Here is an 11,694-nt window from a genome sequence, read left to right as displayed (position 1 = left end):
AAAAAAAGATTTTGATGCAAAGCATTTAGATAAAGTTATTCAGAAAACTAATGAACAAAATCCTGATTTTATCGTGTTTTCTGGAGATTTATACGATAATTACGCTCACTATAATGAAAATGAACAAGTCATTTCAAAACTCCAAAAAATGAAAGCAAAATATGGTAAGATTGCGATTTGGGGAAACAGGGATTATGGAGGAGGAGCTTCCAGAGAATATGCGAATATTATGTCGGAGTCTGGTTTCACTCTTTTAAGAAATGAAAATTTACTTATCCCTATGAATAACGGCGAAAAAATCCTATTTACTGGCTTAGATGACGCCTTGCTAGGAAATCCTTCTTTACCATCATCATATCAGATGGAAGAAAGTACTTATGACGTTCTATTGACTCATGAACCTGATGAAGTAAGTCAGTATCAGAATTAAGGGATATGAACTGATTTTATCAGGACATAGCCATGGTGGTCAGGTAAATATTCCTTTTATCCCTCAAGTTCAGAAAAAAGCTGCCTCTGTCATGAAACATTCAAATAATTACACTGGAGGGCTTTATCAATTAAATACAAATGAAACCCTTTATGTGAATACAGGTATTGGAACAACTCACTTATCAGCTAGATTTGGTGTTGTTCCTGAAATTGCTGTATTTAATTTTTGAAAAATTTACAAAATGAAATCGCTCGACTTTTTACTCGAGCTATTATAGAGTTTAAATAGAATACATTAAATTAGGCCAGATGGAGGACCTTAATGCGGCATAAAAAGATTTATTTACTATTAGCTATGATTGGAGCAACAAGTGCTTGCACGGTAGCTAATGAAAACCAAGTAAAGGCAAGCTCTAAAAGCCCAGTCTATCGGCTTTATAATCCCAACAGCGGGGAACATTTTTATACAACGAATTTTTATGAGGGAAATTCTCTAAAAAATGTCGGTTGGCTTGATGAGGGAATTGGTTGGCAAGCAGCAAATTCAGGTGCGCCAGTTTATCGCCTTTATAATCCAAACGTTAAAGGGGGAGACCACTATTATACCTTGAGTAATTATGAGGCTCAAAGCCTAGTAAAAGCAGGTTGGCGTTGGGATAATGGGGCCAAACCGGTTTTTTATTCAGCAGGAACGGTTAATCTTTACGTTGCTTACAACCCAAATACTAAGTCCGGAGCACACAATTATACAACGAACTTTTTTGAGCAAAATAGTCTGCTAAAAGTAGGCTGGAAATATGGAGCTACTGCGTGGAAGACAATGCCTTCTGACAGTTTACCAGGCACTCCAGCGGGTTGGACTATTGATAGACCGATGGATATTGAAAATTATTCAACTCAAACTTACGCCTATAAGCAATGTACATGGTGGGTCTATAATCGAGCGAAAGAATTTGGAATAAATTATGGTCTTTACATGGGAAATGGCAAAGACTGGCAAAATCAATCAGGCTATCAAGTTACATCCACTCCTCAACTTCATAGTGCAGTTAGCTATAAAGCGGGACAAGATGGTGCTGACCCTACCTATGGTCATGTTGCTTTTGTAGAAAAAATTCGTCCGGATGGCTCTATATTAATTTCGCAATCAGGAACCGGTTATAATACATTGTTCTCTTATCAAGTCTTAAGCAAAGAACAAGCCAGTCGTTTACGTTATGTAATTGGGAAATGATTTTTGGGATAAGGTTGTGAAGTCAAAATACTTGAGAGCATCATTTTATCAAGGTATAATAAAACTATCTGTATTTCAGAGATTAAGTGTTTCATTCTAGAACTCATCGGTTGAACAATCGGAAGAAGCAGTTAATATCTGTTGTAAATAGAGAAAAGAAAGTTCTCCTTCGGGGGAATTTTTTGATTAAAAAGTGATTAATGGACTAAAAAGATAAGAGAAAAGGATGACAAGCAATGAGATTATGGCATGAAGCTTTAATTGAAAAACTTCCAAGAGCACAATTATTGGGTCAACATCGAGAGTGTTGTGCCTTACGTGGAAAGGGCTAGGCGAAAAAACATTCGACGGTAAATTACGTCTTCAATTATTCTCCATATAAACTTTTTCAATATCATCTGGAAGTGATGAATGAGATGAAAATAAGAGGATATCATCCTGATGAAAGCTGGTTTGATCCGTTGTATAGAGGTCAAAAATGTGAAGCTTATCTAGAATTAAAAAAGATTACTCAGACTTTGCCCATATATCCAGAGCATAATGAATCCTATCTTGAATCCTGTAGAGAAAATTTAAAGGAAAAAGGTATAATAATCTAAGAGAAAACTACTTTTAAAACTTTCAAAAGTCATGAATATAAAACAAGAAGTTTGAACGTGTGGTTAATTATTTGACTAAAAGAGACTAGTCAAAGCTTGCTTATGAAATGATTTAAAAAGTAAATTTACTTTTTGCCAAGAAACTTTTAGCCTGAAAATACTTGGTTTTTAACCTTACTTAGAGACAGAAATAATTTGTAAAGTTTTTTTCTTGACAAAAGATTATTTTAGCTTGAAATTTACTTCGAATTTTGATAGAATGTTTAAGTATTCGTACAACTTTGGTCTGGCAAACAGTCCAAGGCAGAAAGGAAATTCTAACGATGAAACAAAATATCCATCCAAATTACCAACCAGTAGTCTTCATGGACACAACAACTGGTTACAAATTTTTGACTGGTTCAACTAAAGGTTCTAAAGAAACTGTTGAATGGGAAGACGGAAACACTTATCCATTGATTCGTGTTGAAATCTCTTCAGATTCACATCCATTCTACACAGGTCGTCAAAAATTCCAAGCAGCGGACGGACGTATCGCTCGTTTCGAAAAGAAATACGGCAAACAATAATAAAAATGGTCATTCGACCATTTTTATTTTTAGAAATATCAAAGTTGTCTTTAGACAGCTTTTTATTATGAAAAAATGTAAAAATAAGATAAAATAAAGAAAAATGATTAAATTGTGGGAGAATATTAAAAGATGAAATGGTCTTTAAATGAATTAACAAAAAAAAAACAGATTGCTTTCAATGAGAATTTAGACCTTCGCGAGGAACTTGTGAAACGTTCCGCAGAAATTTTAGATTGTCTACCAATTGAAGTTAGTGGTGAAATTGCTTATGATGATGAGTTGTTCTATTTGGATTATCAAATAAAAACGACTTTAACCCTACCTTCTTCAAGAAGTTTGAAACCAGTCAAATATCCAATTGATATCCTAGTCAACGAAATTTTTGCAACCGAGGAAACGCTAAAAGGAAATCAGGAATTACTAGATAATGATTTAATTATTGTTTTAGATAAAGATATCATTAGTTTAGATGAGTCAGTGACTGATAATATTCTATTGGAAATTCCGTTGCAAATTTTAGCTGAAAATGAAGAAGCAGAAGAATTGCCAAGCGGGAAGTTTTGGTCTGTTTTGAGTGAAGAAGACTATGCCAAGCAACAAGAAGATAAAAAGGAAGAAAAGAAATCTCCTTTTGATGGTTTGAACGGATTATTTGATTAGATGGCTCTCATTTTTTAACAATTTCTGTTGTTAAGCATAAGAAAGCGAAAACAATTTAAAAAAAGCGTTAAATAGTTTGTACATAAATTAAATTTATCTTATAATAGTATTATAAGAAATCGAATTATGCAGTTTTTTTAACAAAGGAGAATAATATGGCATCAAAGAAAATTTTGATTATTGAGGATGAAAAGAATTTAGCTCGTTTCGTCTCATTAGAATTAGAGCATGAAGGCTATGCCACTGAGATTAAAGATAACGGACGTTCTGGGCTTGAAGAAGCAACTTCAAAAGATTATGATTTAATCTTGCTTGATTTGATGCTTCCTGAACTTGATGGTTTTGAAGTTGCCCGCCGTTTGCGCAAAGAAAAAGATACTCCAATTATTATGATGACCGCGCGTGATTCAACAATGGACCGTGTTGCCGGTCTTGATATTGGAGCAGATGATTATATTACTAAGCCTTTTGCGATTGAAGAACTTTTGGCTCGTGTTCGTGCATTCTTCCGTCGTGAAGAACATGGTCATGCTGTAGAACGTGCTGAAAACACTTCTTTTCGTGATCTTGTAATTGACAAAACAAATCGTACCGTTCACCGCGGTAAAAAAGTAATTGATTTGACGCGTCGTGAATACGATCTTCTTTTGACGTTGATGCAAAATGTTGGGGATGTTGTCACTCGCGAACATTTAGTTTCACAAGTTTGGGGATATGAAGAAGGAACGGAAACAAATGTTGTTGATGTATATATCCGCTATCTTAGAAATAAAATTGATGTTGAAGGACAAGACAGCTATATTCAAACCGTTCGTGGTTTGGGTTATGTGATGCGTGAACGCAAATAAAAAAATAAAAAAATGAAAAAATTATTCACTTTCAACAAGAAAAAGGAAACGGTAGAAGAAAGTTCGGCTAAGCGGTCTATTATGCTTAGGTGGGCTTTTGCTAACACCGTTTTTTGTTTTATTACTTTTACTCTTTTTGCAACATTAACTTATCAACTGACCATAAGTTCTTTCATCAAGGAGGAACAAAGGTTATTGACAGGTTCAATGGACAGCGTTGAAGAGGTATTAGAACAAGCGGATGCTCCTTTAAATTCAACTAATTTGAATACTTATATTGAAGCGACATCAAAGATTCAAAATGGGGAATCGGAAGGAATGAGTCTGGGAAGTATCATCGGGACTCGGAAAGCATTTTATATTTATGATTTAAATCATAAATTACTATATTCAACTAATCGACGTGATTTTGGATTTCAAAAGCAAGGCAATAATGAGATGAAAGAAATTCAAGGTGAGAATCCAGGTTATTTAGTCCAAAGGAAGATTGTTTCTAAAGGGACGGGACAGGTTGTAGGCTATTTACAGGCATTTTATGACACGACAACTTATCATCGGATTTCCAATCTCCTTTTAGTCGTCTTGTTAATTTTAGAAATTGTCGCTTTAATCGTTGCGCAAATGATTGGTTATTTTATGGCGAATTATTTTATGAAGCCTTTAGAAAAACTTTATCAGGGAATGCAGGAAATGGCGAGCGACCCCACGAATGATTTCAAACCTATCGAAATTGAAAGTGGTGATGAAATTGAAGAATTAGCTCATGTTTATAATGATATGATGCTGAAAATGAAAGCATACCTTGAACAGCAAAATCGGTTTGTCTCTGATGTTTCACATGAATTAAGGACTCCGTTAGCAGTTTTGGACGGTCATATTAATCTCTTAAATCGTTGGGGAAAAAATGATCCAGAAGTTTTGGATGAATCTTTGCAGGCGAGTTTGGATGAAGTAGACCGAATGAAGAAAATGCTTGAAGAAATGCTTGCTTTGGCTAGGCTTGAAAATGTAGATTTGTCCAGTGAAGAATTGGATTGTGACGTTGGGAAAGTATCTAATCATGCGCTTAAAAACTTCCAACTTCTACATGAGGATTTTGAGATTGTACTTGATAATCAGCTTATCTACCCTGTCCATGCCCGGATATCTGAAAATCATTTTGAACAAGGATTACGCATTTTGTTAGATAATGCTGTTAAGTATTCTCCGGATGATCGAAAGGAGATTGTGATTACTGTTTCAGAAGATGAACAGTTTGTCATTACTAGTGTTTCTGATAAAGGAATCGGAATTGCCGAAGAAGATATTAATCATCTTTTTGAGCGATTCTTTCGAGCGGATAAGGCACGTAACCGTGAGATTGGCGGAACTGGTTTAGGTTTACCAATTCTGGCTCGTTTAGCCGAAAATTATCAAGGAGAGATTGAAGTTAGTTCTGAGCTTGGGATTGGTTCAACTTTTACCTTAAAATTTCCAAAAATATGATAAAAAGGAATTATCTTTTAGATAATTCCTTTTTATCTGCTCATTTCATGTTATGTTATATAACATGAAATGAGTAAATAATTGACTTTAACAAAAAACTGTGTTATATTTTATGACATGATTAAATATTCAGAAAATATCGGTAAATTTCTTATTTAATCTCGAAATTTTAAAGGAGAATTTTTATGGACACAGGATCGATTGCATTTATTTTAATTTGTGCAGCTTTGGTTTTATTAATGACACCTGCACTGGCCTTTTTCTATGGGGGGCTTGGAAGGCGTAAAAATGTATTGAATACAATGATGATGTCATTGGCACCAATGGCTCTGGCTTCCATTTTATGGTTAATTATTGGCTTTTCATTTTCTTTTTCTGGAAATAATAGTTGGATTGGAAATTTTGACCATTGGTTTATGAATGGTGTAGATATGGCCAAAAATTCATTATTTCCTGCCAATCACATTCCTGACGGTCTTTTTTCTGGTTTTCAGATGATGTTTTCGATTATTACGGTCGCTTTGATTACAGGTTCGGTAGTTGGGAGAATGAGATTTACTCCTATTCTACTTTTTATGGGAGCTTGGTTGATTTTGGTTTATTATCCTCTGGCTCATATGGTCTGGGGTGGCGGTTTCTTGGCTCAAATTCATGCGATTGACTTTGCTGGGGGAGACGTTGTTCATATCTCTAGTGGGGTTACAGGTCTAGTTCTAGCATTGGTGCTTGGAAAGAGGCGAGACTATGAACGTTTAGATTATCGTCCACATAATATTCCTTTCGTTGTTTTAGGCGCTGGTCTTCTTTGGTTTGGTTGGTTTGGTTTTAATGCAGGTTCAGCCCTTGCTGCCAATGGTGTTGCGATTAATGCTTTTATGACTACTAATACGGCTGCAGCGGCAGCGATGCTTTCTTGGATGATTATTGAAAAAATTATGATTGGTAAACCTTCAGTGGTTGGTGCTTGTTCTGGAGCGGTTGTTGGCTTAGTTGCGATTACTCCAGGTGCTGGTTTTGTCTCTCTTTGGTCTTCGATAATCATTGGTTTGTTGGTTAGTCCTTTGTCTTATTTTATGATTTCTGTAGTCAAGAAGAAATTTGGTTATGATGATGCACTAGATGCTTTTGGTTGTCATGGAATTGGTGGAATGTTTGGCGGAATTATGACAGGAATTTTCGCAACACCAGCTTTGGCTCCAGAAAAAGGTTATGTAGGGCTAGTTTATGGGTCAGGAAAATTACTTTTGGCTAATCTTACTGCGGTTGTTTTTACAGTTATTTTTACGGCTCTTGTCAGTTGGATTATTATTAAGGTGATTGGACTTATTATGCCGATTCGAGTTACTGACCGTGCTGAGGCAATTGGTCTTGATGATAGTGAGCATGAAGAAACTGCTTATCCAACATTTTTAGGTTTAGATTCTTGATTTTAGTTTATTGATAAGTCTGTCAGTAAATTTATATTAAAAAATGAAGGAAATGTATTTTTAAAGATAAGAGAGAGAAAAAACATGAAAAAAATTGAAGCGATTATTCGAACGGATAAATTAGAAGATTTGAAAAAAGCTCTATCAGACAATGGCTTGGTACATGGCATGACTGTTTCGCAAGTTCTTGGCTATGGTGAACAAAAAGGTTTTGCGGAATATGTTCGTGGTCAGCGAATTGAAACAACTTTACTTTCTAAAATAAAAATAGAAATTGTCTCAATTGATGAGAAAGTTGATCAAATTGTTAATGTAATCACTAAAGCAGTGCGAACTGGTGAAGTGGGAGATGGAAAGATTTTCATTCAACCAGTAGAACGTGTGATTCGTATTCGGACATCAGAAGAAGATGCCCAAGCATTGTAATTAAATATGGGCTGACAAATGGGTCAGCCTTTTTTTGTTTTCTTTGAAAAATTATTGATAGTGCTGTCAGTAATTATGACTGTTGAAAAAAAGGCTGATTAGGGGTAAAATAGATTAGATAAAGTCGTCAGTGAAATATTTTACTGACAACTTAAAAAGGAATAGAAAATGAAAAAAATAACGAAATTTAAAGATCAAAAAATCTTAGTTCTTGGGCTTGCCCGTTCTGGAATGGCTGCTGCTCTTGTGCTCAATGAGTTGGGAGCGATTGTTACAGTTAATGATGGCAAACCTTTTGAAGAAAATAAAGAAGCTCAAGTACTATTAGAAGAAGGGATTAAAGTCATCACAGGAAGTCATCCGATTGATTTGTTGGACGAAGATTTTGCACTGATGGTTAAAAATCCAGGAATTCGTTATGATAATCCCATGGTTGAGCGAGCAGAAGCTCTAAAAATTCCAGTGATTACTGAGGTTGAACTTGCGTATTTAGTGAGTGAGGTACCAATTATTGGCATCACAGGAACAAATGGTAAAACGACAACAACGACATTAATTGCTGATATTTTAAATGCTGATGGGCAATCTGCTAAGTTATCAGGTAATATTGGTTTTCCAGCGTCAGAAGTTGCCCAAAAAGCTCAAGCTACTGACACATTAGTGATGGAACTTTCAAGTTTCCAATTGATGGGAATTGATACTTTCAGACCTAAAATTGCTTTAATTACAAATCTTTTTTCTGCTCATTTGGACTACCATGGTTCACAAGAAGCATATGAAGCTGCTAAATGGCGGATTCAAGAAAATATGACAGCAGATGATTTCCTAATTCTCAATTTTAACCAAGAAAAATGCCGTAAATTAGCAGATAAAACAAAGGCAACGGTCCTTGCTTTTTCAACTAAAGAAAAAGTTTCAGGTGCTTATGTTAATGAGGGGAAAATTTATTTTAAAGATGAATTTATCATGGAGGCTTCTGAGCTTTCACTTCCTGGGGATCATAATTTAGAAAATGCTTTAGCGGCAATTGTCGCTGCAAAATTACGTGGAGCAGAAAATGAAGCAATTGTTGAAGTACTGACAAGTTTTGCAGGTGTAAAACATCGGTTGCAATATCTAGGTGAAATTGATGGACGAAAAGTCTATAATGACAGTAAAGCAACTAATATTTTGGCTACTCAAAAAGCCTTGTCAGGATTTGACAACAGTAAACTTTGGCTTTTAGCTGGTGGACTTGACCGAGGCAATGGCTTTGAAGATTTAGAAAAAGATTTAGAAGACTTAAAAGGAATGGTTGTCTTTGGACAAACTGCGGATAAATTGCGGTTGATGGCTGAAAAATTGAATATTCCTGTGTTTTCTAGTCAAAATGTTGCAACTGCTCTTAAAGAAATCATGCCTCAAACGCAAGTTGGTGATACCATTTTACTTAGCCCAGCTTGTGCAAGTTGGGATCAATATAAAACTTTTGAAGAACGAGGCGATTTATTTATCGAGGCTTTTGAGAGCTTAAAATAAAAAATATGATAGAATAAATTACTGACAATTATAATTGGGACTAATTTGAATACTCAATTTACTGACAGATTAATATAAACAAGTTCATTTTACTGACAATTATCAGGTCTAACTCGTAGGTTATTTATTTCGTTGTCGTCCACTTTTTTTCGATTTATTGATTTGAGTGAAGAAGATAGCGGTTAAAGCTCAAAAAGTTTAGATCTATCAGCGAATCCCCAAACCATTGGAGAAGAATAAATATGCGAATTATCATTACAGGTGGCGGCACAGGTGGTCATATTTACCCAGCCCTAGCTTTCCTGAAATATTTAAAACAAGAGGAACCAGATACAGAGGTCCTTTATATTGGAACTAAAAAAGGTCTAGAATCTAAAATTGTTCCACGAGCAGGAATTCAATTGAAAACAGTTGATATTCAAGGGCTAAGACGTTCATTAAGTCCACAAAATATAAAAACTGCCTATAAATTTTTTAAATCAGTATCAGATGCTAAAAAAATTATGAAGGATTTTAAGCCAGATGTTGTGTTAGGAACTGGTGGATATGTGGCAGGACCAGTCGTTTTTGCAGCGGCACAATTGAAAATTCCAACAATTATTCATGAAGGAAACTCATTTCCAGGAATTACCAATCGTTTTCTTGCCAAAAAAGTTGACCGAATTGCCGTAGGTTTCCATGCAGCGGAGCAATATTTTCCTAGTGAGAAAACAAGTTTCACAGGGAATCCAAGAGCACAAGAAGTTGCTGATGCAGCTGCTCAAGTTGAAAAGTTTGAACAACCAACAGTAGTGATTTTTGGGGGGTCTCGTGGAGCTTTAAAACTTAATAATGCTTTTATTGAAGCCCTGCCTGAATTGGCTAAACGTTCATTCAAAACAGTTTATGCTTCAGGTGAGATTTATTATGATGATTACAAAGAAACTTTTGATCAATATAAAGAAAATCCAAATTTAGATATTCGACCTTACATCAATAATATGACTGAACTTTTAGCAAAAAGTCAACTTTTTTTAGGGCGTTCTGGCTCAACAACAATCGCGGAAGTGACAGCTTTAGGTTTACCAGCGGTTTATGTTCCTAGTCCAAATGTCACAGCAGACCAACAAACTAAAAATGCTCAAGAATACGTTGATCAAGGAGCAGCAATTATTGTAAAAGATGAAGAATTGAATGGTCAAAGTTTAGTCGAAGCGATTTCAGATATTCTTGAAAACACAGAAAAATATCAAGAAATGCAAAGATCTAGTCTAAAAGCAGGCGTTCCAGATGCTAGCCAACGCCTTTACAATCTAGTGAAAGAGATTAGTAACTAAATGAGTGAAAAAGATAATAACTTAACCCCTTGGCAGCAAAAACATCTTGAATATCAGAAAAGAAAAGCTGAAGAAGCTAAAAAAGAAAAGAAAGCAAATCAGCCTAAAAAGGCTCGCTTGAGCTCTCCTTTTCTTAAAAGTCTTCCAAAAACTGAAAAAAACTTTGATGACACTGAAGGTCAAGCTGAGTCAGCTGAGTTGTTAGATGAAAACTTGGAAGTAAACCAAGAAGAAAGCCAATCAAGCGAATATTCAACTGAAAATGAACAAATTGTTGCTCAACTAGATTCTCTTTCTCAAGAAGTCGAAGAAGAAGAGAAGCCAAAAAAAGCTAGATTTTCAAAGTTGTTTGAAGGCTCAGCTCCACTTTTAAAGAAAACGTGGCCAGCTTTATTGGTTGTTATTCTGGTCTTTTTGGGCTCTCTCTATTTGATTTCACCTTTGAGTAAAATATCAACTTTTAACGTATCGGGGAATAAAAATGAAAGTTCAGAACAAGTAGCCCTCGCTTCAGAAATTAAGACAAGTGATAGTATTTTTAAAATTCTTAATAATAAGGCGAAAATTGAGTCAACGATTGAACAAAAATTTCCTCGAATTTCTACTGTCACGATTAACTATCATTTTCCAAATCGATTTGAGGCGGTTGTTCAAGAACATACCAATAGTGTTTATGTCAAAAGGAATAATCAAACTTATCTTGTCTTAAATAATGGCTATGTGATTAAGACACCGGTTGATGCCAGCAAACTTGAAAAATTGCCAGTTTTACAAGATTTTACTGATGAAGAAGTCCAGACTTTTGTCAAAGCCTATGAAACTCTTAAACCAGCTATCAAAGCTTTGATGACGAATGTAACGAAAACTCCTACAGATGCAACCAAAGATTTTATCGCAATTGATATGAGTGATGGAAATCAGGTTCGTGTCTCTCTCAGTCAAATGGCTGATCGACTTCCTTATTATCCAAGCATTGCTAAACAAGTTCAGGCTCCACAAGTAGTGGATATGGAAGCGGGAATTTATACGAAACCTAAAGCGGCCTATGATGCTTATCTTTCTCAATTATCCACTTCTAAGTCGGCTTCTATTTCGGCTCAAAATGCTAAAAAGGCTGAAATAAGCGGAGAAAGTACTACTCAAAGTACAACGACTAGCTCAAATTAAAAGTAAAAAA

At 35.2% G+C, this 11,694-nt stretch carries 12 protein-coding genes and 1 pseudogene; all 13 read left to right on the top strand.

Annotation, left to right across the window (positions count from 1 at the left end):
• Positions 1-430: metallophosphoesterase (locus tag LLA01S_RS12875; RefSeq protein WP_255209963.1), on the top strand; the 430-nt coding region annotated here is incomplete at its 5' end.
• 91 nt (positions 431-521) lie between these two features.
• A complete protein-coding gene (locus tag LLA01S_RS12870; protein ID WP_232034968.1) occupies positions 522-662 on the top strand; it encodes a hypothetical protein in 141 nt (46 codons plus the stop codon).
• Between the two features lie 92 nt (positions 663-754).
• Entirely contained in the window at positions 755-1,666 is a 912-nt protein-coding gene (locus tag LLA01S_RS02925; protein WP_021212488.1) for a CHAP domain-containing protein, read from the top strand.
• A gap of 236 nt (positions 1,667-1,902) precedes the next feature.
• A pseudogene (locus LLA01S_RS02920) lies at positions 1,903-2,265 on the top strand (TIGR02328 family protein).
• Positions 2,266-2,588: 323 nt separating this feature from the next.
• Positions 2,589-2,834, top strand: coding sequence for a type B 50S ribosomal protein L31 (locus LLA01S_RS02915; protein WP_011676633.1), 246 nt, complete (start codon positions 2,589-2,591; stop codon positions 2,832-2,834).
• A gap of 132 nt (positions 2,835-2,966) precedes the next feature.
• Positions 2,967-3,497 (top strand): YceD family protein, encoded by a 531-nt coding sequence (locus tag LLA01S_RS02910; RefSeq protein ID WP_011834860.1) that lies wholly within the window; start codon positions 2,967-2,969, stop codon positions 3,495-3,497.
• 155 nt (positions 3,498-3,652) lie between these two features.
• Positions 3,653-4,345 carry a response regulator transcription factor gene (locus LLA01S_RS02905; RefSeq protein WP_011676631.1) on the top strand — a complete coding sequence of 231 codons (693 nt, stop codon included), beginning with the start codon at positions 3,653-3,655 and terminating at the stop codon, positions 4,343-4,345.
• A gap of 12 nt (positions 4,346-4,357) precedes the next feature.
• Positions 4,358-5,830 carry a HAMP domain-containing sensor histidine kinase gene (locus tag LLA01S_RS02900; RefSeq protein WP_021211938.1) on the top strand — a complete coding sequence of 491 codons (1,473 nt, stop codon included), beginning with the start codon at positions 4,358-4,360 and terminating at the stop codon, positions 5,828-5,830.
• Positions 5,831-6,015: 185 nt separating this feature from the next.
• Positions 6,016-7,257, top strand: coding sequence for an ammonium transporter (locus LLA01S_RS02895; protein WP_061777814.1), 1,242 nt, complete (start codon positions 6,016-6,018; stop codon positions 7,255-7,257).
• 84 nt (positions 7,258-7,341) lie between these two features.
• Positions 7,342-7,683: a P-II family nitrogen regulator gene (locus LLA01S_RS02890; protein WP_011676628.1), complete on the top strand. Its 342-nt coding sequence runs from the start codon at positions 7,342-7,344 to the stop codon at positions 7,681-7,683.
• 168 nt (positions 7,684-7,851) lie between these two features.
• Positions 7,852-9,201 (top strand): UDP-N-acetylmuramoyl-L-alanine--D-glutamate ligase, encoded by a 1,350-nt coding sequence (murD, locus tag LLA01S_RS02885; protein WP_021211936.1) that lies wholly within the window; start codon positions 7,852-7,854, stop codon positions 9,199-9,201.
• Between the two features lie 242 nt (positions 9,202-9,443).
• Positions 9,444-10,517: an undecaprenyldiphospho-muramoylpentapeptide beta-N-acetylglucosaminyltransferase gene (gene murG / locus LLA01S_RS02880; protein WP_061777813.1), complete on the top strand. Its 1,074-nt coding sequence runs from the start codon at positions 9,444-9,446 to the stop codon at positions 10,515-10,517.
• On the top strand, positions 10,518-11,684 hold the full coding sequence (locus LLA01S_RS02875; RefSeq protein ID WP_021165519.1) for a cell division protein FtsQ/DivIB: 1,167 nt from the start codon (positions 10,518-10,520) through the stop codon (positions 11,682-11,684). It abuts the gene before it with no gap.
• Positions 11,685-11,694: the final 10 nt, after the last annotated feature.

The organism is Lactococcus cremoris subsp. cremoris NBRC 100676 (assembly GCF_001591705.1).
In the GTDB taxonomy this organism is placed as follows: Bacteria; Bacillota; Bacilli; order Lactobacillales; family Streptococcaceae; genus Lactococcus; species Lactococcus cremoris.
Note: the sequence above shows the minus strand (reverse complement) of the source record. Positions and strands in the feature narration are given on the sequence as shown.

Coding starts and splice junctions, on each gene's coding strand:
- LLA01S_RS12870 (WP_232034968.1), top strand. CDS start 522: ATGAAACATTCAAATAATTACACTGGAGGGCTTTATCAATTAAATACA.
- LLA01S_RS02925 (WP_021212488.1), top strand. CDS start 755: ATGCGGCATAAAAAGATTTATTTACTATTAGCTATGATTGGAGCAACA.
- LLA01S_RS02915 (WP_011676633.1), top strand. CDS start 2,589: ATGAAACAAAATATCCATCCAAATTACCAACCAGTAGTCTTCATGGAC.
- LLA01S_RS02910 (WP_011834860.1), top strand. CDS start 2,967: ATGAAATGGTCTTTAAATGAATTAACAAAAAAAAAACAGATTGCTTTC.
- LLA01S_RS02905 (WP_011676631.1), top strand. CDS start 3,653: ATGGCATCAAAGAAAATTTTGATTATTGAGGATGAAAAGAATTTAGCT.
- LLA01S_RS02900 (WP_021211938.1), top strand. CDS start 4,358: ATGAAAAAATTATTCACTTTCAACAAGAAAAAGGAAACGGTAGAAGAA.
- LLA01S_RS02895 (WP_061777814.1), top strand. CDS start 6,016: ATGGACACAGGATCGATTGCATTTATTTTAATTTGTGCAGCTTTGGTT.
- LLA01S_RS02890 (WP_011676628.1), top strand. CDS start 7,342: ATGAAAAAAATTGAAGCGATTATTCGAACGGATAAATTAGAAGATTTG.
- murD (WP_021211936.1), top strand. CDS start 7,852: ATGAAAAAAATAACGAAATTTAAAGATCAAAAAATCTTAGTTCTTGGG.
- murG (WP_061777813.1), top strand. CDS start 9,444: ATGCGAATTATCATTACAGGTGGCGGCACAGGTGGTCATATTTACCCA.
- LLA01S_RS02875 (WP_021165519.1), top strand. CDS start 10,518: ATGAGTGAAAAAGATAATAACTTAACCCCTTGGCAGCAAAAACATCTT.